The sequence below is a fragment of the Bacteroides sp. AM10-21B genome, from assembly GCF_003472565.1.
Classification (GTDB): domain Bacteria; phylum Bacteroidota; class Bacteroidia; order Bacteroidales; family Bacteroidaceae; genus Bacteroides; species Bacteroides propionicigenes.
Genome location: NZ_QRME01000003.1, coordinates 362,095 through 387,323, shown reverse-complemented (window position 1 = coordinate 387,323; position 25,229 = coordinate 362,095). Strand labels below are relative to the sequence as shown.

General features: G+C 42.0%; 26 protein-coding genes, 1 tRNA gene and 1 pseudogene. 16 read left to right on the top strand and 12 right to left on the bottom strand.

All coding sequences use genetic code 11. The features are described 5' to 3' along the window. The first annotated feature begins 426 nt into the window (after positions 1-426). Positions 427-1,302, top strand: coding sequence for a hypothetical protein (locus DW121_RS05750; RefSeq protein WP_118323244.1), 876 nt, complete (start codon positions 427-429; stop codon positions 1,300-1,302). A 71-nt stretch (positions 1,303-1,373) separates the two neighbouring features. Here DW121_RS05750 and DW121_RS15820 read toward each other — a convergent pair whose 3' ends face one another. Genes DW121_RS15820 through DW121_RS15810 form a run of 3 tightly spaced genes read right to left on the bottom strand, consistent with a single transcriptional unit; the run spans position 1,374 to position 3,197 of the window. Next, positions 1,374-1,874, bottom strand: coding sequence for a hypothetical protein (locus DW121_RS15820; RefSeq protein ID WP_233555778.1), 501 nt, complete (start codon positions 1,872-1,874; stop codon positions 1,374-1,376). Continuing rightward, the gene (locus tag DW121_RS15815; protein WP_233555777.1) at positions 1,875-2,996 is read right to left on the bottom strand and encodes a hypothetical protein; all 1,122 of its coding nucleotides are present in this window, start codon (positions 2,994-2,996) and stop codon (positions 1,875-1,877) included. It abuts the gene before it with no gap. 12 nt (positions 2,997-3,008) lie between these two features. Then, on the bottom strand, positions 3,009-3,197 hold the full coding sequence (locus DW121_RS15810; protein ID WP_233555776.1) for a hypothetical protein: 189 nt from the start codon (positions 3,195-3,197) through the stop codon (positions 3,009-3,011). A 751-nt stretch (positions 3,198-3,948) separates the two neighbouring features. On the opposite strand from DW121_RS15810, the gene DW121_RS05740 reads away from it, so the two are divergent. The 3 genes from DW121_RS05740 to DW121_RS05730 all read left to right on the top strand — a co-directional run bounded on the left by DW121_RS05740 (position 3,949) and on the right by DW121_RS05730 (position 7,414). Then, positions 3,949-4,971 carry a DUF3871 family protein gene (locus DW121_RS05740; protein ID WP_118323243.1) on the top strand — a complete coding sequence of 341 codons (1,023 nt, stop codon included), beginning with the start codon at positions 3,949-3,951 and terminating at the stop codon, positions 4,969-4,971. A 316-nt stretch (positions 4,972-5,287) separates the two neighbouring features. Further along, on the top strand, positions 5,288-5,875 hold the full coding sequence (locus DW121_RS05735) for a tyrosine-type recombinase/integrase (protein WP_118323291.1): 588 nt from the start codon (positions 5,288-5,290) through the stop codon (positions 5,873-5,875). A gap of 486 nt (positions 5,876-6,361) precedes the next feature. After that, positions 6,362-7,414, top strand: coding sequence for a hypothetical protein (locus DW121_RS05730; protein ID WP_147399662.1), 1,053 nt, complete (start codon positions 6,362-6,364; stop codon positions 7,412-7,414). Between the two features lie 208 nt (positions 7,415-7,622). Here DW121_RS05730 and DW121_RS05725 read toward each other — a convergent pair whose 3' ends face one another. Then, positions 7,623-9,383, bottom strand: coding sequence for a recombinase family protein (locus DW121_RS05725; RefSeq protein ID WP_118323241.1), 1,761 nt, complete (start codon positions 9,381-9,383; stop codon positions 7,623-7,625). A 93-nt stretch (positions 9,384-9,476) separates the two neighbouring features. Between DW121_RS05725 and DW121_RS05720 the strand changes: the two are divergent. From DW121_RS05720 to DW121_RS05675, 10 genes and pseudogenes are all read left to right on the top strand, one after another. Continuing rightward, a pseudogene (locus DW121_RS05720) lies at positions 9,477-9,794 on the top strand (conjugal transfer protein TraG); the annotation flags it as partial. 11 nt (positions 9,795-9,805) lie between these two features. After that, positions 9,806-10,162, top strand: coding sequence for a DUF3876 domain-containing protein (locus DW121_RS05715; RefSeq protein ID WP_118323240.1), 357 nt, complete (start codon positions 9,806-9,808; stop codon positions 10,160-10,162). After that, the gene (locus tag DW121_RS05710; RefSeq protein ID WP_117682020.1) at positions 10,159-10,785 is read left to right on the top strand and encodes a DUF4141 domain-containing protein; all 627 of its coding nucleotides are present in this window, start codon (positions 10,159-10,161) and stop codon (positions 10,783-10,785) included. Before DW121_RS05715 ends, DW121_RS05710 begins: the two co-directional genes overlap by 4 nt. A gap of 29 nt (positions 10,786-10,814) precedes the next feature. Further along, entirely contained in the window at positions 10,815-11,810 is a 996-nt protein-coding gene (traJ, locus tag DW121_RS05705; protein ID WP_004326113.1) for a conjugative transposon protein TraJ, read from the top strand. Between the two features lie 20 nt (positions 11,811-11,830). Beyond that, positions 11,831-12,454 carry a conjugative transposon protein TraK gene (gene traK, locus DW121_RS05700; RefSeq protein WP_004309966.1) on the top strand — a complete coding sequence of 208 codons (624 nt, stop codon included), beginning with the start codon at positions 11,831-11,833 and terminating at the stop codon, positions 12,452-12,454. 4 nt (positions 12,455-12,458) lie between these two features. Beyond that, on the top strand, positions 12,459-12,746 hold the full coding sequence (locus tag DW121_RS05695; RefSeq protein ID WP_118323239.1) for a TraL conjugative transposon family protein: 288 nt from the start codon (positions 12,459-12,461) through the stop codon (positions 12,744-12,746). Next, positions 12,724-14,046, top strand: coding sequence for a conjugative transposon protein TraM (traM, locus tag DW121_RS05690; RefSeq protein WP_118323238.1), 1,323 nt, complete (start codon positions 12,724-12,726; stop codon positions 14,044-14,046). Before DW121_RS05695 ends, traM begins: the two co-directional genes overlap by 23 nt. Positions 14,047-14,079: 33 nt before the next feature. Then, complete coding sequence (gene traN / locus DW121_RS05685) at positions 14,080-15,015, top strand: conjugative transposon protein TraN (protein WP_118323237.1); 936 nt, start codon at positions 14,080-14,082, stop codon at positions 15,013-15,015. A 2-nt stretch (positions 15,016-15,017) separates the two neighbouring features. After that, on the top strand, positions 15,018-15,599 hold the full coding sequence (locus DW121_RS05680; RefSeq protein ID WP_118323236.1) for a conjugal transfer protein TraO: 582 nt from the start codon (positions 15,018-15,020) through the stop codon (positions 15,597-15,599). Between the two features lie 13 nt (positions 15,600-15,612). Next, a complete protein-coding gene (locus tag DW121_RS05675) occupies positions 15,613-16,053 on the top strand; it encodes a DUF3872 domain-containing protein (RefSeq protein ID WP_118323235.1) in 441 nt (146 codons plus the stop codon). Positions 16,054-16,102: 49 nt separating this feature from the next. Here DW121_RS05675 and DW121_RS05670 read toward each other — a convergent pair whose 3' ends face one another. The 8 genes from DW121_RS05670 to DW121_RS05625 all read right to left on the bottom strand — a co-directional run bounded on the left by DW121_RS05670 (position 16,103) and on the right by DW121_RS05625 (position 22,612). Beyond that, the gene (locus tag DW121_RS05670; protein ID WP_233519540.1) at positions 16,103-17,611 is read right to left on the bottom strand and encodes an RNA-directed DNA polymerase; all 1,509 of its coding nucleotides are present in this window, start codon (positions 17,609-17,611) and stop codon (positions 16,103-16,105) included. 131 nt (positions 17,612-17,742) lie between these two features. After that, a complete protein-coding gene (locus DW121_RS05665; RefSeq protein ID WP_117682026.1) occupies positions 17,743-18,225 on the bottom strand; it encodes a DUF6956 domain-containing protein in 483 nt (160 codons plus the stop codon). Positions 18,226-18,240: 15 nt separating this feature from the next. Next, positions 18,241-18,459 (bottom strand): DUF3873 domain-containing protein, encoded by a 219-nt coding sequence (locus DW121_RS05660; protein ID WP_087422716.1) that lies wholly within the window; start codon positions 18,457-18,459, stop codon positions 18,241-18,243. A 74-nt stretch (positions 18,460-18,533) separates the two neighbouring features. Further along, positions 18,534-19,067 (bottom strand): antirestriction protein ArdA, encoded by a 534-nt coding sequence (locus DW121_RS05655; RefSeq protein ID WP_117682027.1) that lies wholly within the window; start codon positions 19,065-19,067, stop codon positions 18,534-18,536. 638 nt (positions 19,068-19,705) lie between these two features. Then, a complete protein-coding gene (locus DW121_RS05640) occupies positions 19,706-20,278 on the bottom strand; it encodes a hypothetical protein (RefSeq protein WP_118323234.1) in 573 nt (190 codons plus the stop codon). 120 nt (positions 20,279-20,398) lie between these two features. After that, the gene (locus DW121_RS05635; protein ID WP_118323233.1) at positions 20,399-20,929 is read right to left on the bottom strand and encodes an ORF6N domain-containing protein; all 531 of its coding nucleotides are present in this window, start codon (positions 20,927-20,929) and stop codon (positions 20,399-20,401) included. Between the two features lie 84 nt (positions 20,930-21,013). Then, positions 21,014-22,249 (bottom strand): site-specific integrase, encoded by a 1,236-nt coding sequence (locus tag DW121_RS05630; RefSeq protein ID WP_118323232.1) that lies wholly within the window; start codon positions 22,247-22,249, stop codon positions 21,014-21,016. 275 nt (positions 22,250-22,524) lie between these two features. Further along, positions 22,525-22,612: transfer RNA gene (locus DW121_RS05625), tRNA-Ser, on the bottom strand. Positions 22,613-23,167: 555 nt separating this feature from the next. Between DW121_RS05625 and DW121_RS05620 the strand changes: the two genes are divergently transcribed. Beyond that, positions 23,168-24,394, top strand: coding sequence for a glycine betaine/L-proline ABC transporter ATP-binding protein (locus tag DW121_RS05620; RefSeq protein WP_117712820.1), 1,227 nt, complete (start codon positions 23,168-23,170; stop codon positions 24,392-24,394). Beyond that, positions 24,391-25,218 carry an ABC transporter permease gene (locus DW121_RS05615; RefSeq protein WP_117712821.1) on the top strand — a complete coding sequence of 276 codons (828 nt, stop codon included), beginning with the start codon at positions 24,391-24,393 and terminating at the stop codon, positions 25,216-25,218. Before DW121_RS05620 ends, DW121_RS05615 begins: the two co-directional genes overlap by 4 nt. The last annotated feature ends 11 nt before the right edge of the window (positions 25,219-25,229 follow it).

Genomic DNA, 25,229 nt, shown 5'->3' with positions numbered 1-25,229 from the left:
AGCTTATTTTAACAATAAAACTACATTTTGATTGGCTTTTGATGTCTGTTGGACTTATAAAAGTAACCTACTATACATATTTAAGACTCTATACCAAGTCTGATTATTTGGCTTTCTTCAATACTTAGCACATGAAATTAACTGATATTTGCTGGCTGAAAGATATTTTTGCATTTTATTTAACGGTCTAACCACAATGTTTTCACCTAAGATTCAGTATCTTTGCATTTGTCAAGCTGATTACTTGACTGGTCTTCTGAAAAGACTAAAAGCGGTCTTTGAAATGTTGTGATTCTGTTTCTCTGCAAGCGTCTTGCAGTTTCTACAAGAAGATGAACAGCATTAATTTTTTGCTCATATCTGAAATTTTAAAAAGGTTGTTTGAATGTTTTTTGTTTTTGTTCAATAATCTAAAAAAATAGAAAGATGAAAGATAAAGAATTTAATGCTAATGGTAAAGTCGTAAAGTTTGCGGCTGTTACTATATCAATCAATGGTGAACAAAAGGATATTATCCCTGCATTTACCGAGTTTTCAATCAAGCGCAAAGACTTCTCAAAGAGTAAAATCTTAGAGAACATTGACAAGAATAAAATCCTGCCAGCACTCTTTGCGTTTACAGGCACTAAGCCGTTCAGAGATGAAAATATCACCCTGCTTGACTACAACGGAGTAGAGATACCCCAAGAGTTAGACGGGGAGGTTCTTGTCAGTCTTGACAAATCCGATACTATCAATTTGTTTGGTGTACTTGATGCACCTTTCAGTTCTGTTATGGTTGAGTGCAATACCGTTGCAGAAGCCTACTCTCGTGTGGCTACAACCTTTGCCATTTCACAAATGCCTAAAAAAGACGAATGGATTGGTTTAGGCATAGCTACCACGAAAGATAATGTTCTTAGTCAGATTCTCCAATTTGCTAATGAACACAAAATGAGCGGAACAACGGCACAAGCCTATTTTGGCTTGTCCTATAATATATCTTCTTTGAAAAAGGCAGCCATAACAATGGCTTCCCCTCTTGAAGATGCAAAGTTTCGCTCTATGGATGAAGCAACAAAATTGTTTCAAGCAATAGGAAAGGCATTTGGAACAAAATATGCTGTGCTTACACAATATGTGAAAGCATTGAATGTGAGCATAAAACGCTATTCCTTAAATGAAGTAGTGGAAGTTCTTAGTGAACTTGACAAAGACTCGAAACAATCTATTTCAGACGCACAAAGTAACGAAAGAAGCCAACTCATTCAGGCTATTCTTTCAGAAAAAATTGTTTTACGCAGAAATAACAAACCTGCATAAATAAAAGAAACATGAATCACAACAAACATTTAGAGGGCATTCCGTATTATACGGTCTGCCCTCTTATTTATTCAAATAAACTCAAAGCCACCTTTTCGGCAACCGTCAGAAAGTGGAATTTTTACAGGTTTCATCTTGATGCCAAATCTCTTTTCCAAGTGGCTTGCAACCCCTTTCTGATTTATGCCATACCTTGCATACACTTCTTCCATTCTTGACTTTATGACATCGGTAAGTTCCTTATTTCCAACAGGAAATATATCTCTAAATTCCTTAAAGAGCCGATAAGTCGCTTGTTTGTTCTTTATCTCATTTTTGAGATTTATTTCCTTATATCCCAAAGACTTAATCCGTTCACTACCCAAAGAATCATAATAAATTTTCAAGTCCTCATATTGCCGCTCCATGATTGTGTCCGCAATGAAATACTTGCAGTTCTCTTTCTTACTACGATACTCGCAATAACGCTTCATCCTGTCAGCAAATCCCTCTTTCTTGATGATACACTCTAATTGTTCCCTGTAATCGGAATGTTCCTCTTTTTCACTGACACAAAATCCGCTATCTTCCAACTACTTTTTGACTTTAATGCCATTCAAATAGTTTTCCCTTTGAACATCAAAGGAAAATCGGTCATTCAAATAAGCCATTCTATTTACTGAAAAACGGTCATTGACAGAATCATACCATACATAGCTATCACTATACTTGTTCAATCTTTGAGAATCAACCGTTTCTTTTATAAAACTCTCTCTTATATCCTTGTCTGTTACGCTATTTTTATGATTGGCATTTTTGACAGACTTTTGCAACTTGCACTCTAAAGCTGTTTTATAGGAACTTGAATCATTCTCCCCGACATCCACATTATATATAAAAGTAGTGGTGTTCTTGAACGGATTACACTCTAATCTTTGCCGACCTGCTATTTGAGCCAGTTCCGTAGCAATATCAATAGAAGTGTGAACTTTCCTGTTGTCGCTTATTACGAATGTGGATGCACAAGTGGAATAGAAGTCACATCCTGCAAAAGCGGTAGAAGTGCAAAATGTAACTTTCTTATGTTGTTCCCCCTTCAATGGAATACAGCCTATCCCGTAATCTTTACCTAACTTCTTTACGAGCGATTCGTTTTCAGCAGTAGAAGCCACTATTATATTCACATCATCAGCCTGTAAGCCTGTGTGCTTGATAATGTTTACAATGTTGGCTACACTATTCAAGAAAATAACACACTCTTTCGATTCTACCTTTCTATCATTTACAATAACGGAAGCATATATACCTTGCTGATAATTCCTTACTATCTCAATAGCATTGTTTATCGGATTCTTCGATTGTACCCTCTTTACAAACCGTTGCTCTACCTTGCTCCATTCTAAGACTTTGTAGGGCACATCTTTGAAACAATCCATTTCCAACATATACTTATCCGCAATAGGAGTGGCAGACAGATAAGTGACAAACGGAAAGCCTTTCAACACTTCCAATAAAAACATTTCGGTTTCCGACTTAAATCCGCTGTCTATCAATAGATATTGATATTCATCTACAACCACTCTCCAATCCGACTTATCCTTGATAAGACTACTCAATCGTGGCATAGAATCATACGTTGCCAATATCTTAGGCTTCGGGCTGTTCTTCAAATAATTCTCTATCTCCGCATTTTTCACATCGCCATAAACTGCCAAAGTTTCTTTATACTATTGGCTCTTATTGGTTATCAAGTTGATTCTTGGACTGCATATAATAGTCTTGTGCGCATCTTCAATGGCAAGGGTGGTAGCTCCGCATCCTGTTATTCCCTTGCTCAAAATTCCTTTCGGCAGTTCAAATCCTACCCATTCATTCAAATAATTTACATTGGCTGGTACTTTTATTGTTTCGACCATAGCATAAAATTTAAAAATCAATATATCCGCATCTTGAAATCCGTGTCCGATATTTCATCGGTTTTATCTTTATTTCTAAGGAAGTCAGGACAAAAAATTAGACAGTCCAAAAAACTAAAAAATCTATCTATCTTTCTAAAAGTGGCAGGAAAGAAAATCAGACAACGCCCGCAAAATAAAACCGAAACACATAGATTTCGGCTTTATGCTCATCTGCATGGGCTGGATATGTTGATTTTCAAAATATAAGGGGCAAGACAGTAAAACGCCCCTCTCTAAATTATGTGGTAAGCAATTATAAACAACTTTAGGCAGACTTCCAAACGAATATACCGCCAACCTTGAAAATAGCGCCTCACATATTACCCTGCTCTGTTTTTCATACTTTGAGGTCTGCTACAAAGTGGCTAACAGCCTATCTCCGCTTTTTCTGTTTTTGCAAAAATTGAAAGTTTCCGGTTGCAATATGATTACATATAGCACATTACAAATTTGACACGACATCCAACCTGCAAGACTTTATAAGGGGATATAGCTTATTGGAATAACAGAGCCATCCCGAAAAATAGGCATATACATTATTATACATGGATATTGTCAGAATAGTCCTCTCTACTTGTTCTGCTATCCTGTTTTTCAAATTGGAGATAGCCATAAACACAAAATTCTACTACAACTTGAAGTCCCCCCACCAATACTTGAATAAAAACAAAGAATAAACTTAATCATTCACTAATTAAAAATTTCAAGTATGGAAAACTTAGTTTTATTGCCTACTATGGCACAGAAAAGAAGTAGTGACTTCAAACAGTATGCAGAGGATGCAACAGTAATTTTAGAAGAAACTACAAAAGTCCAGAAAGTGAATCACTTTATAGAAGCTAATACTATGGAGATTGATTTACAACATTTAAAGAGTGACTGTATTGTTCCCGTCTTTTCAAAAGACAACGAACTGACTATTTCGCACAATGCTTTTATTGAAACGGTATGCGAAGCTACACTGTCATTCTTTAGAGGTGAAACGGTTGATAAACCCGACATTCGTGTTTCTCACATTGTCAAAGGCAGAATCCCCGAAGCGATTCATAAGCCTGCAAACCAACTGTTAGAGAGTGACAAGACACAGTATTTTGAACGTATGATGTTTTGCATTGAAGTACCTACTATCTATGAAACGATAGAGGGAAACAAACTCACTCTAACGATTGGCGGTGTGCGTGCTTATAATCACATGAACCTCTATTCAAAGAAAACCGTTGAGAAATTCAAGGTTTTCATTGGATTTAAGAATCTCGTTTGCACAAACTTATGTGTTTCAACAGACGGTTATAAAAGCTGTTTGGAAGTTTCTAATACAAGCGAATTATATCGTGCGGTATTGGAAATGTTTCACGCCTATAATCCTGCAAAACACATTCATTTGATGCAGACACTTGGAAACAGCTTTTTGACGGAACATCAATTTGCGCAAATTCTTGGCAAAATGAGATTATATCAATGTTTGCCACAAGGCTATCAAAAGAGCATACCCCGATTGCTAATTACAGACACACAAATTAATAGCGTAGCTAAAGCATATATACAGGATGAGAATTTTGGTAGCTTTGGCAGTGATATAAATATGTGGAAGTTCTACAATTTACTCACAGGGGCTAACAAGTCAAGTTATATAGATTCTTTCTTGGATAGAGCCTATAATGCGACAGAGATAGCGCAAGGCATTAACATGGCTTTACATGGTGACGAGCGTTACAAATGGTTTATTGATTGATTTTACACAGTGGGAGATATTCAGTAATGGATATCTCTCATTTTTTACAAACATCTAAAATTTAGAATTATGGCACAGAGACAAAATCAAAAATGGGCAACAAACATGATTATATGCTTAGTGATACTTTTTATATTCCTTTGCATTAGTCCGTTTTATACAATCGCTTTCGTGTGGCTTGGAGTGTTGGCATTTTCTTGCTGGAAATGATTCACTAATTAGCAAAGTGAATGTTCCGTTGATGTTCAGTTACTTACATTAATTGGATATGCACCGGACATTCACTTTTATTGTCTAACTCTCAAAAATGAACATTATGAGCTTGAAATACAGTAATACAACGGCTGATTTTCTACAATGGGATGAAGCTATGAATTTGATAAGAAAGCTATTCAAAGATGAAAATTACTCTATGAGTTTATTAATTGCTTTAGGTTGTTTCTTCGGTTTGCGTATAAGTGACATTCTTGCTTTGCGGTGGAATCAAATACTTAATGTTGATGAGTTCACCATCATTGAAAAGAAAACAAGTAAGAAACGGACTATCCGCATTAACCCACAACTGCAAAGGCATATTGCAGATTGTTACAAGGCAATCAAACCAATAGGCAAAAGTTCGCCTATATTGGTAAGTCAAAAGGGTACAATCTATTCAGTACAACGAATAAACATTATTCTGAAAGAACTGAAAAAGAAGTACAAGCTACATATTGATAACTTTAGCTGCCACTCTCTTAGAAAGACTTTTGGCAGACAGGTTTATAATATGAATAGTGAAAACTCTGAATTGGCTTTAGTTAAGCTAATGGAATTATTCAATCATTCAAGCGTTGCCATTACAAAACGCTATCTTGGACTAAGACAGGAAGAACTTTTAAACACATACGATTGTCTTAGCTTCTAATCCTTAGTAGGTAGGAAATTCAGTAATTTTGCTCTTATATGGGTGAGGTTGATTTCCTACCTGTTTGGATTACACAAAATAGCGTCCTAACAATTTAATAATAAGCATAGTTCTTGCTCAAACAAACGCTTTTATGTAATTTTGCACCAATTTCAATGACCTAATGCGTTAGGAAGTTGAAAGGACATATAAACGAAAGGGCGTTTAGCTAAATTATCCCTTGTTGGAATCTGGACAATTCTTGACTGTGGATAATGAGCAGGAACGCCCACACCTTAGTTATATACTTATCTCTTATGGGGTAAACTATATACTATCTTGGTGTGGGCTTTGCTTATTATACAGTCAAGGGCAGTCCAGAACTCTTAGCAATAGGAGAGCCTCAACAAGATAATAAGTTAAAGTACCCACACCTTTTCTTTGTATGTAAGCTAAAGAATAAAAATCGCTTCTTTGGGGTACTGGGTAGCACAAAAAAGTCAAACAATGAAGATATTAAAACTTGCTGAAATGGCTTTATTTACCATTACGTTGTGCATGGGTGTCATTTCCTGTGAAAAAGAAGAAGATGAGTATGTTAAATTGGGACGGCTTCAATATAATAGCGATATGAAGTTGGAAACTAAATGGGTTGCGCCTTTTTCAGTTGGATTAGATATTGCTTCCTCTTATTGTACTGATTATGCAATATCAACAGATAGGGATTTTTTGGAACAGAGCCAATTTGGAGATGGAGACTGGAATGTCATTAGATGGTACGATAGAGAATCAGAAAATGATACTTATATGGGAGTAGCCTGTAAGTTATGCAAGAGAGATATAATTATAGATGAACTTTCTCCCAATACAACTTATTATATTATGCCCTGCTATACTCCCGACAATCAAGGAAAACCAACAGAGCAATGGCAAAAGGGAGAAATAATAGAAATTACAACTCCGAGCGAAGAAGAATGGACAGAAGAAATAGTAGATTTAGGATTAAATGTAAAATGGAGAGGTTGGAACTTAGATGCTAACGACCCTTTTAGCACAGGAAATTTTTATATTTGGGGTAATACAAAACCGACCACATATAACCACTCTAATTTAACTTATTATCCAGAGCCACCGACTATAAATTTAGAAAATATTTGTGGTACACAATATGATGCTGCGACTGTAAATTTAGGGGAAAATTGGAGACTACCAACTTATAAAGATGTGCATGATGAATTGCTAAATAAAGCAGCTTGTACTATAATCTATACAAAGAATACAATTCTTTACGATTTTAAGAGCAAGATAAATGGTAAGCATTTATACATTCCTGCTTCTGCTTATATACCCTATTTGGTAAAAGACTATGGAAGTGGAAACCTTACCATTTACGGAGAAGAACATATTGAAAATGAATCAGAGTATGATATACCTTATTTTTGGATAGGTGATTTTGGTGATGCGGGCAGCAATAGACATTGCTTGAAAGGCAATAAAGTTGCTATTGTTAAAAAATACTGGGGACTTCCTATCAGACCTGTTTACGAAGATAAGAGATAATCATTTTTCATGACATATTAGAGAACGGCATTTGTGCTAAATCAGCATAATTGCCGTTTTTCATTTGGCGCATTCATAAGACAAAAAAGAATTTGCAACACTTCTTTTTTGCCTGTCTAATTTTTCTTCTCGGCACTCTTATAAAGAACTTGTAGAACAGTCTAAAAATCGGACATAGAAGAGAGAAAACTCTCTCATAAAAAACAAGCTATTCAAAAAGAGGAAAGTTCTTTACTCCTTTTATTAGATATTCTTCATTATCACCAAATAAATCTTCCGTTTCTTTGGCTGATAGAGGTTTATATTCTGCAACAGGCAAGGTAAAGGCTTTATTCTTATCCTGCTTAATTACAGGCATCAATACTTTTCTATTTTCTATATCGAATTTAAATGTAGAGGGCAATTCAATAGCTATCGGAACTTTATTGTTAGTGTGAATACAAACTATAATTTCTATGCCGTTTTTGAAAGTGATAACAAAGAAGCCCCTACGCAATCTTTCAGAATAGTAAACAACTTTTTCAAGATACTTTCTAAACAAATCCGCTTTATCCTCTATTGACAACTTATCCAGCGCATCAATGGCAATATCACTGCTTAATTGATTTTTGATAAGCTCTTTGTTCTCCCTTTCCACTTTCAGCATTTCTATCTCCTTTTCTTTGAGGGTTATATCCTTTGAATGTTCCTCATAATCGGTTTGAAGCCGCAACAGGATTGTGGGATTCGTGAGCTTTCCCATATTGCCGATTAGAATTTCTTGGTTTGCCTTAATCTGTCTTATTGAGCTGTTCAAAAATTGAATCTTTGAAACAATATCGTTTATCTCCGCATTGATTGCTTCTACTTTCTCATTGGAAACCTGTTCAAACTCTTTGCCTACTATGACGGCTTTTAATACGTTCCAAATGATTCTTAGAGCTAAATCCACATTTACACCGCCATTGGCACAAATCGTTTGGTCGTACTTGTTCTTTTTAACGGCGCACCGATAAAAACGCAACTCGCCTTGATGTGCAGTGATATACAGATTCTTTCCACAAGGACACTTCAAAATACCTTTCAACGGATTGAAGTTTGAAATACGTCTGATTTCAAAAATAGCGTTCTTTTTAAGAGCCACTTGCACTTTGTCCCAAACTTCCTCGCTTACTATTGCATCGCCATTTTTAGTTATGGTCTGTTCTATGCTGTTGCCCTGTTTATCTGTCTTTTTACGATTATGTGTCAAAGTCCATTCTCCTTTATAAATTGGAGAGTGCAAGATATGACCGATTGTAGCAAGGGCAAAATCCTCACCTTTTCTCGTCTTTATCCCTTTTGCGATTAACCTCTGCTGAATTTTCTTTATGGTAAGCCCCTCTATACACCATTGATATATTTGTCTTACGACATCGGCTGTTTCGTCTTGTCGGAGCAAAGTTTTTGGAGTTCTACCTCTTTCAAAATTCGGATTAGGCACAGCGCAATAGCCATAAGGCACAGCACTACCTGTAAGCATTACATCGTCAGACTGCATAAAAGCCCTGTCTAAGCCACTTAACATACGTTGGGTTATCTTCTTGCGCTCCTCTTTGGCATACTCGGCAGCTATCGCTATTCTCATTATATCAACAAGTTCAAGAGGCTTTCCACCTTTATAATAAGAATTGTTGTCTATAAAGATAATATCCAACTCTCTTTGCAACAGGCTGTTTACATCGGATAGAGTAGCAATAATATCCTCTTGTCTTGACAAACGACTTAATTCACTGACAATCACAACATCCGCATCTTCTTTCGTAAGTTGCAGGAGTTTAAGATAACTTGGGCGATACTTGATAGCACCGCTTATACCCTCGTCTTTTAAAACATCAATCAGATTATAGCTGTTATCCTCACAATAACGCTCAATCTGTACCCTTTGCCGTTCCGCATCCTGCAATGTGGTAGATACACGAATATAGCCTATAACTCTTTTCTGCTCCATACTTCTTTTGCTCTATTAGCTACAATTAGCGGATTTGCTTCTTGCTCCAATTCTACTTTTGCAAAGGTACAAAAAAATACTCACACCCAGCAACAACCTATGTACCTGAACAAGTTCGACAGCATACAAAACCTGCTCGGACTGACCGACAAGGAGCGTTCGCAGATATTGTCTATCAACATGGCGAACCACCCCGGACGGAAGTACAAGGAAGTTTTCTTCTCGCTGGGCGGCACGCAGTCGGCGGTGTACGCCACAGAAGTTTCGTTGGAAGAATATTACACGTTCACGACAGAGGAAAGCGAGAAAATGGAACTGTTCGCCCTCGCCGAGAAGCTGGGCGGCAACCTTGAACTGGCTATCAAGCGGCTTGCCGAAAGCAAACGCAATCCCCAATCATCAACAACTTAAAATAAGGAAACATGAAACAGATAAATAGACTGTTTCCCATGCTGCTATGCGCCTGCCTGTCATTGGCTGGCTGCACTGGCAGTGGGGAAAAAAAACTGGAAAAGATGCGTGGTGAATGGGTACACGTCAAGGGACACCCGGCTTTCACGCTCTCGGAAACGGGCGGCAAATACACCGTCACCCGGAAAGCGAATATCAGGGGCAAGATACTGGAGACCGCCTATCAAGTGTCGGAACAGGACGGAAAACTGTTTATCGAAACTGGCTTTGCCATACTGCTGACGTATGATAAAGGGCGTAACCGGATAACCCTTTCACCCGGTGGCGAATACAAGCGAGTTACAAACCCTAAAAACAGAACAAGATGAAGAAAACAATTCTCCTTTTGGCGATATGCCTTTGCGTCATCGGCAAGGCATCCGCACAGTGGGTGGTGTCAGACCCCGGCAACTTGGCACAGGGTATCATCAACACCACCAAGCAGATAGTGCAGACTTCCACCACTGCCAAGAACACGCTGGACGGCTTCATGGAAGCGCAGAAGATTTTCCAGCAGGGTAAAAAATATTACGATGCGCTTAAAGCGGTACACGATGTTGTCAAGGGCGGTGTCAAGGTAGGAAAATCTATCGAACTGGTGGCGGAAATCTCCGAAATCTACGTGCGCAACTTCCAAAACATGCTGGCAGACCCGAATTTCACGCCTGACGAACTTTCCGCAATATCGTTCGGCTATGCCAAACTGATGTCGGAAAGCTCGGACGTGTTGCAGGACTTGAAAAATGTAGTGAACATCACGGGTATGTCGCTGACGGATGCCGAACGGCTGGCTATTATTGATAATGCCTACCGAAGCCTATTGAATTACCGAAACCTCGTGAACTACTACACCCGCAAGAACATTTCCGTGTCCTACTTGCGGGCAAAGAAGAAAAACGACACCGACAGGGTGCTGGCTCTCTACGGCTCGGCGGATGAACGCTACTGGTAACATGATACGACCACTTAATTAGTACGCCTATGTTATTAGCAGCAGTGGATTTTGACAACCTGCACCAAGTGTTGCGGGTGCTGTACGATGAAATGATGCCCTTGTGCAGCAACATGACGGGGGTAGCCAAAGGGATAGCCGGGTTGGGAGCTTTGTTCTATGTAGCCGCCAAAGTGTGGCAGTCGCTCGCACGTGCCGAACCCATAGACGTGTACCCGCTGCTCCGTCCCTTTGCGCTGGGGCTGTGTATCATGTTTTTTCCAACTTTCGTGTTGGGGACTATCAACACGGTATTGTCGCCAGTGGTGAAAGGGTGCAACCAGCTTATGGAAACGCAGACTTTCGACATGAACGAGTACCGGGCGCAGAAAGACCGACTGGAATATGAAGCCCTGATGCGAAGCCCCGAAACCGCTTACCTCGCATCGGACGAGGAATTTGACCGACAACTGGAAGAACTGGGCTGGTCACCCTCCGACATGGTGACTATGACGGGTATGTACATGGACAGGGCGGCTTACAATATCAAGAAGTCCGTCCGGGACTGGTTCAGGGAGTTATTGGAAATGCTCTTTCAGGCGGCGGGGCTGATTATCGACACGCTGCGCACGTTCTTCCTAATCGTGTTAAGCATACTGGGTCCGCTGGCGTTTGCGATTTCCGTCTATGACGGTTTCCAAAGCACGCTGACCCAGTGGATTTCACGCTATATCTCCATTTACCTGTGGTTGCCCGTGTCTGACTTGTTCAGCAGTGTGCTGGCTCGCATACAAACGCTGATGCTCCAAAAGGACATTCAGGAACTTTCAGACCCGAATTTTATTCCTGACGGGAGCAGCACCGTGTATGTAATCTTTATGATTATCGGCATCGTGGGCTACTTCACCATTCCAACGGTGGCAAGCTGGATAGTGTCGGCTGGCGGCACGTCTGCCTATAACCGCAACGTGGCACGGGCGGGGTCAATCGCCGGGGCTGCGGTCGGTGCGGCAAGCGGGAAAGTAACCGGGAAACTACTCAAATAACCAACATCAAAATTTAGTATATGGAATTTAAGTCATTAACGAATATCGAAACGAGTTTCCGGCAAATCCGGCTCTTTGCACTGGTATTCATCTGCCTGTGCGCACTGGTGACGGGCTTTGCCGTGTGGAACTCGTACAGCTTCGCCGAAAAGCAGCGGCAGAAGATATACGTCCTCGACAACGGCAAAAGCCTGATGCTGGCACTCTCGCAGGACATGGCACAGAACAGACCCGTGGAAGCCAAATCGCACGTGCGGCGTTTCCATGAGCTTTTCTTCACCTTATCACCCGACAAGGGGGCTATCGAAAGCAACATCAAACGCTCGCTGTTCCTTGCCGACAAGACCGCTTTCAACTATTACAAGGACTTGGCGGAAAAGGGCTATTACAACCGGGTGATTTCCGGAAACGTCACGCAGACGGTGGAGATTGACAGCGTGAAATGCGACTTCGACCAGTACCCCTACAAGGTGAACACGTATGCCCGCCAGTTGATTGTCAGGGAAAGCAGCCTGACGGTGCGAAGTCTTGTGACCTCGTGCCGCCTGCTCAACGCCACACGGAGCGACAACAACCCGCACGGCTTCATTATCGAAGCGTTCACCATTACCGAGAACAAGGATTTACAAACCGTCAAGAGATAGCCTTATGGAGAGAAAACGAAATTACATCGAAAAGGTGCAGGGCTGGGCGGACGACCGACTGCGCCGGATGTGCGGACGGATTACGCCGGGCAAAAGGCTGGCGGTTATCCTCGTGATGTTCTTCTTTTTCGGCGGCTTGTCTATCTACATCACCGTTTCATCAATCTACAATATCGGGAAACGGGACGGCAGGCGGCTGCAAATAGAACACATCAAACAATACCCGCTACACGATAGCGACAGTATCAACTTATTAAACAGACTGAACAATGGACGAAGTACAGAAGAATGAAAGTAGCATATCTACTTCACCAACAAATGGGAAGCCCCCAAAAGAAAATAAGCCTAAAAAGGAACTGACACCCCAACAGGTACAGCAGCGCAGGAAAATGATAGTCTTCCCGCTGATGTTCCTTGCCTTTGCCGGGTGCATGTACCTGATATTCGCCCCCTCCGGCAAAGAGAACGTGAATGTGGAAAGCGTGGGCGGCTTCAACGCCGACATACCCCTGCCCGCAGAGGACGGGATTATAGCCGACAAGCAAAAGGCATACGAACAAGCAATGCTGAACCGCAAACAGCAGGACAAGATACAATCCTTGCAGGACTTCGGTTTCACGGGGGACGATAAAGCGGAAGAACCGCAAGCGGAAATCGACCTGATGCCGGAAAAAGATGCGAAGCCCCAAAGGGGCGGCGGTGCTTCTTCACGGGCGGCTTACCGGGACATCAACCGCCAGTTAAGCACGTTCTACGAAACCCCGGCGGTGGACGAGGAAAAAGAGGACTTGAAGCGGCAGGTGGCGGAACTGACAGACCGACTGCAACAACAGCAGAACGCCACGCCTACGGCTGACGACCAAATGGCACTCTTGGAAAAATCCTACGAACTGGCGGCAAAATACATGAATGACGGCGGGCAGAACGGGCAAACGGCACAAGTGCCTGTTGCCGGGACTGTCACCCAAATGCCACAAGCCCAGCCCGTGCAGGCAATCCGGGAAACGACCGTATCAGGATTGCAGCAGCCCACGAGCGATGCCGACTTCATCCGTGCTTACAGCCAGCCACGAAACTACGGCTTCAACACGGCGGTAGGCACGGGCTACGCTATGGGAAAGAACACGATAGCCGCCTGCATCCACCAAGACCAAACGCTGGTGGACGGGCAGGCGGTGAAACTACGGCTGCTCGAACCCATGCAGGCGGGAAACATCGTTGTGCCGAAAAATACCCTTGTGGCGGGGACGGCAAAGGTGCAGGGCGAACGGCTCGACATACTGGTGTCCTCGATTGAGTACGCTGGCAACATCATCCCGGTGGAACTTGCCGTGTTCGACACGGACGGGCAAAAGGGGCTTTCCGTCCCGTCCTCTATGGAGCAGGAAGCGTTCAACGAAGCTATGGCGAATATCGGCAGCGGACTAGGTACAAGCATTTCCTTTGCACGGAGTGCCGGGCAGCAGGTGGCTATGGACGTGACAAGGGGATTGCTGCAAGGAACGTCCGGCTACCTTGCCAAGAAGTTCCGAACAGTAAAAGTGAAGCTGAAAGCCGGGTACAAGGTGATGCTTTACGCCAAACAACAATAACCATTTTATCAACCACTAAAATTTCAATTAACGATGAAACAGATTTTTGTAATGTTCGCCCTCTTGCTGGGCGTGTGTGCGGCAAACGCACAAACCGCTGACACCGTGAAGTATGCGGCAGGCAACGACTTGTACCGGGGGATTACCCGGAAACTCTCGTACCGCCAAATGGTAACGCCCTACGGCGTGGAAGTGACCTTTGCCAAGACGGTGCATATCATCTTCCCTGCCGCCGTCCGCTATGTCGATTTGGGAAGCAACCACATCATAGCGGGCAAGGCGGACGGTGCGGAGAACGTTATCCGGGTGAAAGCCACGACAGAGGGCTTTCCCGGCGAAACGAACTTCTCCGTTATCTGCGAGGACGGGAGTTTCTTCTCGTTCAACGCCAAGTATGCCCGTGAACCGGAAATGCTCAATATCGAAATGAAAGACTTCTTGGAAAATGAAGATACATCCGATTTCTCGCATACCCGCATGAACATCTACTTCCGGGAACTGGGTAATGAAAGCCCGCTGCTGGTGAAGCTGATAATGCAGAGCATATACAAGAACAATGACCGGAAAGTGCGCCACTTGGGTAGCAAGCGTTTCGGCATACAGTTCTTAATCAAGGGCATTTATACCTATAACGGGATGCTCTATGTACACACGCAGACAAAGAACAGTTCCAACGTGCCTTTCGATACCGATTTCATCAAGTTTAAGATAGTCGATAAGAAAGTACCGAAGCGCACGGCTATTCAGGAAACAGTATTGGATGCGGTCAGAAGCTATAACGAAGTAGTGGAGATTGCCGGGAAAACGACCGTGCGCACGGTGTACGCCCTGCCGAAGTTCACCATTCCTGACGATAAGCTGCTGTTGGTGGAACTTTACGAGAAGAACGGCGGGCGGCATCAGGTTATCCGGGTGGAGAACGCCGACATCGTGAACGCAGAAGTGATTAACGAACTCAAAATCAAATAGGGATGAAGAAACACATCTTTATAATGATGCTCTTTGTGCTGTGCCTGACCTCGTTTCAGGCACACGCACAAAGATACCTGCCGGGCATGAAAGGCTTGCAGGTGACGGCGGGCATGACGGACGGGGTGCATTGGAACGCTGGTAGTGATTTCGCCTACCATATCGGGGCGGCATACAGCGTTTACACCAAGAACGCAAACCGCTGGGTGATTGGCGGGGAATACCTGCACAAGAAATATGACTACAAGGATATGCAGATACCCGTAGAACAGTTCACCGCAGAGGGCGGCTATTACCTGAAATTCCTATCGGACAGGCGCAAGACCTTTTTCCTTTCATTGGGCTTGTCGGCACTCGCCGGGTATGAAACAAGCAACCGAAGCGAAAAGCTCTTGCCGGACGGCTCTACCTTGCTGGATAAGGATTGCTTCATTTACGGCGGTGCGCTAACGCTGGAACTGGAAGCCTACCTGACTGACCGGGCGGCTCTGCTACTGAACGCAAGGGAACGGGCGTTGTTCGGCTCGGACATAGGCAAGTTCCACACGCAGGTATCTTTGGGACTGAAATTCATTATCAACTGACCGCTATATAATAATGTATATGAAGAATGTAATGTATAAAATCATCATGGGCTGCTACATCGTGGCCGCCCTTGTGCTTGTCACCGCCTGTAATGACAACTTAGATATTCAGCAGGCATACCCGTTCAGCATCGAAACGCTGCCAGTACCCAAAAGGCTGAAAGTCGGGGAAACCGCCGAAATACGCTGCCAACTGGTGCGTGGCGGCTATTACCAGCCGACTACCTATCAGATAAGGTACTTCCAGCCGGACGGCAAAGGGAAGCTGGAAATGGATAACGGCACGGTGTTCCTGCCCAATGACCTTTACCCGCTGGAGAAAGAAACATTCCGGCTCTATTACACATCGGCATCAACCGACCAGCAGACGATTGACATTTATATTATCGACAGCTTCGGACAGATGCAGCAGCTTTTGTTATCGTTCAACAATGACAGTAGCGAGGATAAATAATGAGATAAGAAACAGAGGTTGTGCCAATCTTTGACACAACCTCCTGCTATTAATAATCAAAGATAGAAACTTCATCTATATTTATAATAGGTGTAAACATATCTCTAATCCAATTGGTACACATGCTATATAATGGAAATTCCGCAGTATATTCATCCTTTAGCCATTCATTATTCCATATCTGTACATTTGGCTTATTCTCTACTATTTTGCATAAAGCTTCTGTATAGCCCATTGGAGTATTCATTTGGAAAGTTATTCGTTGCATCCATAATTGCAAATACCCAATATTCGGCAAACGGGAAAATTTGTTACATATATTTTTAGCCATAGTCTCTCTTTTTTCAGTAGTATCCAAATGATTAATTAGATTACTGATAATAGAAACTGCTAAACTATATACCTTAGGACTATTCATCGCTATTTCTACTACTATGGCTGATAGAACCCCTACATTTTCTAATAAATTTTCTATTGCAGAAATACGCTTTAAAAATATAGTTAATAGTTTGGATATTGTACCAGAGTTGGGATATTGCTTTGACAGACACAATATATATAGAAGTTCCTGTTGCAGTGTATTGAACACGGCTTCTTCTCCCTTGTAAATAGGAAGATTGGCTATATAAAATAACTTATCTGCTTTAACAGAACTTTCTATAATATCTTCGCTCAATTTTGTTTTAGAACTGTTCAACTGAAAATTCAATTTTGCAAGAGTAATTTGAAGAGTCATTGCTATTTTTTCAAGTTCTTCCTTACTATTGCTAAATATCCTATAATCATCACGATATCGCAATATTTTGTAATGAGTAATTCCCATTCTTTGTAGTTCCTCATATAACAACAAATCGGAGTACCCTAATACCATCTCTGCAATAAAATCAAATAAGACCCCACCTTGAGGTATTCCATTCGTCTGAGCATATTGCATACCCATAATGTATTTATCTATATTATTGCCTAAATTATCCTCTTGTCGATGAGATTTTGCATAATCTATTCCATGCAAAGCCCATGCTATAGAATGAGTATAAATAGAACCATAGCAATTTGTTATGTCAGTAATAAAGATATACTTATATTCTAAAGAAAGTTCTATAGACCGTTGCTCTATATGTTCCCACCAAGATTTAATTGTAGTTGCCATTACACTTTTATCTTTTTTCTCTTTTAACATCGGTATGCTTACAACTTCAATACTATCTTTCTTAAAATCTGCAAACCTTTGTTTGAGAAATTTCCAATTTTTAGCTTTAGTTATTTCCCGGGCTAAAAAATAATACAGAAATGGATTTGCTAATTGTAATGGTCTATACGCATAACGCCCATCCTTATTTACTAAAAAATCATAATTTACATTTTCATAATCGGATGGAAGTTTCTTGACATCTTTTAAACATTGACTGAAGTCTTTTTTTCCAACCTTATTTTTTACGAATTTTAAAATCTTATCAAAACTAAAATATATAGGTAGCGATAGCGTACTATAATTTGTAGGTTGTAAAAAGTAATCCAGTGCTTTAGTTGTTGACAACTCCAGTATATTTCTCATCATTCTATCATTTTTTTGCAAAAATACTATAATTATCTATTCAACAGATTATAAATGGGCTTCTTTGTTACTTTCTTCACCCGCTGGCAGGCTCACGGAAGAAAGTAACGGCGGCAAACAGCCGCCGTTCTCTATCAACTGATTTTAATGCTCTTTACGGGTACATTTTTCTCTAACCACACCTTTACCTGTTCCATGTTATATTCGCCCGTTATGACCGCCGTATGGTCGTTTATGGCTACAAACCTGACACTTTCGTAACTGTTTACCCAGCCTTGCAGGGAACAGACACCCCACGCCGCCGCATCTTCAAAAATACTGCGGTCTATTTGGCTGATTGGCTCACCGAAAACTACTGTCATTGTCTGAAAGTCCGGTTTGTCCTCCAGCAGTTGCAAATGGCGCAACGTGCCGAACTCGTCAATTTTACGCCCCCACGCCCACACATCATTATATAAATCATCGCCCCACTGGTGTGGGCGGTCGAAGCGTACTTTTACCTCTTTAGTGTGTTCGTTTTCTTCCGTGTCCTCAATAACACCCGTTACCATTAAGCCCGTAAAAATGCACTCGCAACGCCTGCCGATAAGCTCCTTGTTTACTTCTGTCGTTTTCATACCTCAAAAATTTACTTATTTATTACTCCGTTCTTTTTTCGCTATCCACCCGTCACGCCTGCGGCGGCACTCTGCCAGCGTTTTGGCTACCGTGCTGAATAGTTCGCCGTCCGTGTGGCGGTAGTCATATTGAAAATAAATCTGTCCCCTGAATGCGCCTAAGCAACATTTCACGTATTTTTCTTCTCCCGGTGTTTGGGTGATGCTTACCCCGTTTTTGTTAAGTGACTGCATGATGTCTTATTTTTTATGGTTATAAACTTGGTTGTTTTTAGCGGGCAGGGCTTTGACACCCCGCCCGGATGTTATTATGCTGCACGGAACACAAAGCCGTCATCAAACCAGTAATCGCACATAAACAGGTCACGGGCAAATTTTTCATAATCGAAATAGGTCTTTGCGAACTCCGGCAGGTCGTAACATTCTTCTATAATTTCATAGGCGAAATCTTCTTCATCGTCATATTCCCCTTGATATTCATCCCGGAAATCACGTACAAGGTTGTCCGCATCTTCCTCGCCTAAATCATGGCTTTTATAGTTGCACCACACGAAAAAGGCTTCCTGCTCGGTGTCGCTCAAATCCTCCACCGCATCACGCAGGGAAAAGAAATTTTCAGAAATCCAGCTTTCGCCGATTAAGCCCTCCGGCACGTTCTCCCAGTCCTGAAACATATATTCCGCATCTTCCTCGTCCTTGTGAAGTTCCCGGCAGGCTTCGTAAAATTCTTCCTTGTCCGAATAGTCCGACAGGTCGAGCCATGCGCCGGACAATGAACCGTTGTTGTACTTGGCGTAAGTGCCTACATAAACGCTTGCTGCTGATAATGTCGTTGCTTCCATATTGCTGTAATTTTTAAGTTTTTAATTTTATGCGGATTTGAGAGGTGAGGGAGTTGAAGTTTCACTGAACTTTTTTCCTGTTTCCCGTAAATCCGACTTTTTTTTTATGCGTCTTCCGGTCGGGTCGGTCGTTTTCGTTTCACATAGGCGTAAAAGGGTAGTGTTTAGAGTTTGCAGGGTTTTGGGCAAAAAATACCTCGCAAGGCAGGGAAGATTTTTTCGCCAAACCGGAACGGCTCGACCTTGCAAAATCGTGAAGAACACGTAACTACCTTTGCCTATTGAAATGATTAAAACGACTGTCCCGGCTGGGGGACTGCGTAAGAGGAAGATTTACAGATAGGGAAACTGGAGAAAAGTGCCTGTTCTCTTTCATCTTTTAGGGAACACTCCATGCGGGTGGGAAAGGCAAGGGTATGGCAAGTTTACCTTGCGGTACGCTTGTGCGGGTTTCCAACGGCTCTTTTCACGAAATACAGTCAGCCATGCCACGCACGGCTGGCGTTTCGGGGAATGTGCCAGTGGGAAAAGGATATAAAAAATGCGGGTAGTCGGTGGACTGCCCGCAAGGTGATAGAAAGCACTTTGGTAGAATATAGCTTTTTAGAATGTTATATAGACAAAATCCATTATACAGATTACCTGTCTTTTAGAAATTTAAATAAATTATTTAGATTGATACCGATACCACCTATATTGGGTTCAAGAATTAGTGCATCATTTAGGATTTTACCAACTCCACTTTTCAATTCTTTCTTTACTTTGAAATCCTGAATAGCCTTCTTATCTCTTATATCTTGAAAAATCTTTTCAAGAAGAGCTACAACATCTTGAGGTCGCTGACAGATTTTGCGTATTTCTAAAAACACAAATTTATCTTTGGGAATATTCTTTCCTTTTAGTTGTTTATTATTTCCGTCTATAAAGTATTTCGGATGAAGGGTAGTTATCATTAATGCTGGTAATAGTTCCAATGGGTCTATACCATTTATAGACTCCCAAGACATTAATTCCGAATAAAAATGACTACCTGCCATTCCCTGTATAACCACAGAATTATTATTAGCTGCAAATTCTGCTATTTTATCAAAATTTTCTCTTAAAGTGTTACCTATGGGTTCATCCCAATTATAATAATCCAAAATGTACAAATAATAATTTTTAGAAACGCTATCAGGTATTTCTGCTAATGTATGAATTTTCAATCCCATATTGTTACTTGCTTTTAGAGGACAAAGATATGCTTTATTTATCAATAGCTTACTTGCATTTAAGATTATCTTCGAAATCACTAAATTTATTATGTGTCATTTCGTTACCGAAATCGTTACCTATTTGTTACCTGAACGGTCATAGGTAACGAAACCTATCGGACGGCGTTCTTTTTGCTGTTGCGACTGGCTTAGAAGCTGGGTAAGGGCTTGGTACAGTTCGTTGAACTGCGCATCGGTGCTTACCTCCAATTCCTCGATGCGCTTTAACAGTTCCTCGTAACCGATTGCCATTTGGCGCATGAGGACAAAAGCCCGCATGATTGAGATGTTTACTTCTATGGCTACTTTGGAACGAAGAACCGAAGAAAGCATGGCTACGCCCTGCTCCGTAAAAGCCATAGGCATAGCAACGCCGAAGTTGTAAGCAGGGGGTATCACATTTTGTGATACCCCTATGGATAACAGCAAGTTAGCTTCCTCTTGGGTGAGAACAAACATAAAATCACCCGGAAAACGCTCGATATTGCGCTTGACCGCCTGCTTCAAGGCTCGTGTTTCCACTTGGTAGAGTTCTGCCAAATGATAATCGAGCATCACCCGGCAACCTCTGACTTCAAAAATCTTGTTTTGGATAATCTGTAAATCCATAATTGTATATTTTAGGGGATTAGGTAATGTTGGAACAATAGTAAGGACTGGTCACAATTTGTGACCAGTTCCCAATAATCAAGATTACATGGCTACTTCCTTGTAAATCTTTTCGATACCAACAAACTTCTTGTCAAGTCCCTGCATATCGCTGCCTATCTTACTGTTAGTTATGCGGGCGTAAATTTGAGTCGTTTCAATGTTTGTGTGTCCCAGCATCTTGCTGACCGTTTCAATGGGTACGCCTTTTGAAAGCGTGGTGGTCGTGGCGAAAGTATGCCTCGCGAGGTGAAAAGTCAAGTTCTTTTTAATTCCGCATACATCGGCAATCTCTTTCAAGTACGCATTCAGCTTCTGATTGCTGATAATGGGAAGTATCTTGCCGTTCGGTAATTTGCCCTTGTACTTCTTCAAAATCATCTTGGGAATATCCAGCAAGGGAACATTCACGTCCGTATTGGTCTTTTGCCGCTTTGTCATTATCCAAAGGTTGCCGTCAAAGGATTTGCGGATATTGTCTTGCGTAAGCCCGGCTACATCTATATAGGCAAGTCCGGTGAAACAGGCAAAGATGAACAAGTCCCTGACGTGTTCCAGCCGTTCGGAAACCATTTTCTTTTTGAGGATGATTTTTATCTCGTCCTCCGTCAAGTAGCCCCTATCCACTTTCTCCAGCCGAATTTTATAACTGGCGAACGGGTCGTTTACCAATATGCCGTTGTTACGGGCTATGATGATGATGCGCTTGAAGAACTGCATGAACTTGGCGGTGGTGTTGTAGCCGCACTTGCAGGCAGTACGCAGGTACAACTCAAAATCGGTAATGAACATCGGCGTTATCTCCTTAATGGATATGTCCGATACGTTGTACTTGCTTTGAATGAACTCGGCAAGGTGTCGGCGGGTAACTTCATACTTGCGGTAGGTCGCTATCGTCTTGGATATGCCCACAAGCTGCTTCACGTCGTCATTGTGCTTTTGGAACAGGGTAAGGATAGTTTCGTGGCTCTCGCTATGTCCCAAGAACTCGTTCTTTACTTTCTCGGCGGTCACGTAGTTGTCACGCCGCTGCATTTCGTGGTAAATGGTGTTCAAAGATGCGTTTATATCATCCAGCATACGGTTTATGCGGCTGGCTTCCGCAGTACGTCCGGTAGCCTTGCCCATTTTACCGTCCCAAATAGAGTGTGGCACGTCCAGCTTGGTATTAAAACGGCTTGCCACGCCGTCCACTGTGATACGGGCGAAAATGGGGTACGCACCGTTGGCTTTCTGCTTGTCTTTCTTTGCGTAAAAGCAAATGTTGAATGTCGATTTCATAACTCACTTCTTTAAGTTGCAAAACTATTGTAAATCTCTTAAAATGAGTTCTATGCAGGCAAGCCAAATAGCGACAGGACTTCGCCAATTTCGGACAATCTGTACCCCCTTTCCGCTTTTGTTTGTCGGGGGTACAAGTTAGGTTACGAACTTTGTCTTTTAGGGGCGAAAAGATGTACTTCAAGGCAGACACAAGGGGGATAAAAAAAGTCCCACAAATCATTGAATTTGTGGGACTTGTCTGCTTACTGTCCGGTTTTGTCCGGTTAGTTCAGCGGAGAGACGGGGATTCGAACCCCGGATACCCTTTAGGGGTATACACGCTTTCCAGGCGTGCCTCTTCAACCACTCGAGCACCTCTCCTTATCGGGGCGCAAAAGTAGGGGAAGTTTTCGGATTTACCAAATGTTTGGCATAAATAATCAATTAAAAACATATTATATTCCGTCAAACTCAAGTAAAAAGTCAAAAAGTCTTCAATAATCAAATTTAATTATTACTTTTGCACTACCACTTATGTACGATAAATGCGATATACGCAGCGGGAAGGCATTAAGCCCTCGACGATGCGTATATCGCATTTATTGTTAGTACATGAGTGGTATCAATATTAACAAGTCGGGGGCTTTTTAGTTCCCTTTGCCATCATGAATTTATATTTTTATATACTTGTATAGCCCTCTTAAAAGGCTATTATAAATTTTGTCGTTTTCCCGTCTTACTTGTGAAAGCAGGACGGGATTTTTTGTTTCCTCTGAACAAAGCATAGCAGTGGGCGTTTATATAACAGTAAACGACAAATTCCCTCATTTTAATTCCATATTTACTCATCCTTCTCAAGGAAAACAGAGTTAATAAGCCCCCGGTCTGAAAATAAAATGTGAACCTGAACCATTATTTAAAATAAACTATATTATTATGAGTAAAATAGAAATTAAAAACTTATACCTAATCTTCGGAAAAGAAAAACACAAAGCTGAGAAAATGTTGAAAAAAGGTAAAACCAAAGAGGAAATATTAAAGGCAACCGGATGTACCATTGCCGTAAAAGATGCCAACCTTTCCATCAATAAAGGCGAAATATTCGTAATCATGGGTTTGTCCGGCAGCGGAAAATCAACCTTGCTACGCTGTATCAACCGGCTGATACGCCCCACATCAGGAGAAATAATAATCAACGAAACAGACATTTCAAAAGCCTCCAAACAGGAATTGCTACAAATACGCAGGAAAGAGCTTGCCATGGTATTTCAACATTTCGGGTTGCTGCCCCATCGCTCCGTACTACACAATATTGCTTTCGGGTTAGAGCTGCAAGGAGTGAAAAAAGAAGAGCGTGAAGAGAAAGCCATGGAATGTATGCAACAAGTGGGATTAAATGGATATGAAAATCAAATGGTTGGTCAACTCTCCGGAGGTATGCAGCAACGTGTGGGGCTGGCACGCGCCCTTGCCAACAATCCGGAGGTGCTGCTGATGGATGAAGCCTTTTCCGCCCTCGACCCACTGATACGCGTACAGATGCAAGATGAATTATTGACTTTGCAGTCGAAAATGAAAAAGACAATTGTTTTCATAACCCACGACCTGAACGAAGCCATCAAATTAGGTGACCGCATCGCCATCATGAAAGATGGAGAAATCGTACAGACAGGTACATCGGAAGAGATATTGACAGAACCTGCCAATGCTTACGTAGAGCGCTTCGTGGAAAATGTAGATCGCTCCAAAATCATCACAGCAAGTTCCATTATGGTGGACAAACCGCTTGTGGCACGACTGAAAAAAGAAGGTCCGGAAGTATTGATTCGCAAAATGCGCGAACGCAACCTGACTGTTCTGCCGGTGGTAGATGCCGGCAATATATTGACTGGGGAAGTCAGGCTGAATGACTTGATAAAACTGAGAAAAGAACAAATCCGCTCAATAGGCACTGTTGTGCGCCACGAGGTACATTCCGTATTAAGCGATGCTGTACTTGAAGACATCCTGCCTCTGATGACACGCACCAACTCTCCCATCTGGGTCGTTAACGGAAACCGGGAATTTCAAGGAGTAGTCCCCCTGTCTTCACTCATCATTGAGGTGACAGGAAAGAATAAAGAAGAAATTAATGAAATCATTCAAAACGCAATAGAATTATGATAAACATAGGACAATATATAGAATCAGCCATCAACTGGCTTACGAACAACTTCTCTACCTTTTTTGATGCTTTGAGTATAGGCATCGGCGGCTTCATAGACAGTTTTCAGCACGTACTGTACGGAATTCCTTTTTATATCACGATTGTTCTACTGGCACTTCTGGCTTGGATGAAATCGGGTAAAGGTACAGCCATATTTACTATTCTGGGACTATTACTGATTTACGGAATGGGCTTTTGGCAAGAAACTATGCAAACACTGGCTCTTGTACTATCATCCACCTGCCTCGCACTACTGCTGGGAGTACCGCTGGGCATTTGGACGGCCAACAGCGACCGATGCAATACAATTATGCGACCGATATTAGACTTCATGCAAACCATGCCCGCTTTTGTATATCTGATTCCTGCTGTACTATTCTTCGGGCTGGGTACTGTACCGGGGGCATTTGCAACTGTAATCTTCGCCATGCCACCTGTAGTACGACTAACCGGGCTCGGTATCCGTCAAGTTCCAAAAAATGTAATAGAAGCCTCCCGCTCTTTCGGCGCCACCCCTTGGCAGCTACTCTACAAAGTGCAACTCCCCCTTGCACTACCCACCATAATGACAGGAATCAACCAAACCATCATGATGTCCTTGTCTATGGTAGTCATTGCCGCAATGATTTCGGCAGGTGGTTTGGGAGAAATTGTCCTGAAGGGAATTACCCAAATGAAAATAGGACTCGGCTTTGAAGGTGGCATAGCCGTTGTCATATTAGCCATTGTACTGGATCGCATCACCCAAGGAATGGCACAAAGTAAAAAGAGAAAACAATAAAAAAGAATCAA

Bases quoted from the DNA above. Each gene is read 5' to 3' on its own strand.
- DW121_RS05750 (WP_118323244.1), top strand. From the start codon at position 427: ATGAAAGATAAAGAATTTAATGCTAATGGTAAAGTCGTAAAGTTTGCG.
- DW121_RS15810 (WP_233555776.1), bottom strand. From the start codon at position 3,197: ATGGTCGAAACAATAAAAGTACCAGCCAATGTAAATTATTTGAATGAA.
- DW121_RS05740 (WP_118323243.1), top strand. From the start codon at position 3,949: ATGGAAAACTTAGTTTTATTGCCTACTATGGCACAGAAAAGAAGTAGT.
- DW121_RS05735 (WP_118323291.1), top strand. From the start codon at position 5,288: ATGAGCTTGAAATACAGTAATACAACGGCTGATTTTCTACAATGGGAT.
- DW121_RS05730 (WP_147399662.1), top strand. From the start codon at position 6,362: ATGAAGATATTAAAACTTGCTGAAATGGCTTTATTTACCATTACGTTG.
- DW121_RS05725 (WP_118323241.1), bottom strand. From the start codon at position 9,383: ATGGAGCAGAAAAGAGTTATAGGCTATATTCGTGTATCTACCACATTG.
- DW121_RS05715 (WP_118323240.1), top strand. From the start codon at position 9,806: ATGAAACAGATAAATAGACTGTTTCCCATGCTGCTATGCGCCTGCCTG.
- DW121_RS05710 (WP_117682020.1), top strand. From the start codon at position 10,159: ATGAAGAAAACAATTCTCCTTTTGGCGATATGCCTTTGCGTCATCGGC.
- traJ (WP_004326113.1), top strand. From the start codon at position 10,815: ATGTTATTAGCAGCAGTGGATTTTGACAACCTGCACCAAGTGTTGCGG.
- traK (WP_004309966.1), top strand. From the start codon at position 11,831: ATGGAATTTAAGTCATTAACGAATATCGAAACGAGTTTCCGGCAAATC.
- DW121_RS05695 (WP_118323239.1), top strand. From the start codon at position 12,459: ATGGAGAGAAAACGAAATTACATCGAAAAGGTGCAGGGCTGGGCGGAC.
- traM (WP_118323238.1), top strand. From the start codon at position 12,724: ATGGACGAAGTACAGAAGAATGAAAGTAGCATATCTACTTCACCAACA.
- traN (WP_118323237.1), top strand. From the start codon at position 14,080: ATGAAACAGATTTTTGTAATGTTCGCCCTCTTGCTGGGCGTGTGTGCG.
- DW121_RS05680 (WP_118323236.1), top strand. From the start codon at position 15,018: ATGAAGAAACACATCTTTATAATGATGCTCTTTGTGCTGTGCCTGACC.
- DW121_RS05675 (WP_118323235.1), top strand. From the start codon at position 15,613: ATGTATATGAAGAATGTAATGTATAAAATCATCATGGGCTGCTACATC.
- DW121_RS05670 (WP_233519540.1), bottom strand. From the start codon at position 17,611: ATGATGAGAAATATACTGGAGTTGTCAACAACTAAAGCACTGGATTAC.
- DW121_RS05665 (WP_117682026.1), bottom strand. From the start codon at position 18,225: ATGAAAACGACAGAAGTAAACAAGGAGCTTATCGGCAGGCGTTGCGAG.
- DW121_RS05660 (WP_087422716.1), bottom strand. From the start codon at position 18,459: ATGCAGTCACTTAACAAAAACGGGGTAAGCATCACCCAAACACCGGGA.
- DW121_RS05655 (WP_117682027.1), bottom strand. From the start codon at position 19,067: ATGGAAGCAACGACATTATCAGCAGCAAGCGTTTATGTAGGCACTTAC.
- DW121_RS05640 (WP_118323234.1), bottom strand. From the start codon at position 20,278: ATGGGATTGAAAATTCATACATTAGCAGAAATACCTGATAGCGTTTCT.
- DW121_RS05635 (WP_118323233.1), bottom strand. From the start codon at position 20,929: ATGGATTTACAGATTATCCAAAACAAGATTTTTGAAGTCAGAGGTTGC.
- DW121_RS05630 (WP_118323232.1), bottom strand. From the start codon at position 22,249: ATGAAATCGACATTCAACATTTGCTTTTACGCAAAGAAAGACAAGCAG.
- DW121_RS05620 (WP_117712820.1), top strand. From the start codon at position 23,168: ATGAGTAAAATAGAAATTAAAAACTTATACCTAATCTTCGGAAAAGAA.
- DW121_RS05615 (WP_117712821.1), top strand. From the start codon at position 24,391: ATGATAAACATAGGACAATATATAGAATCAGCCATCAACTGGCTTACG.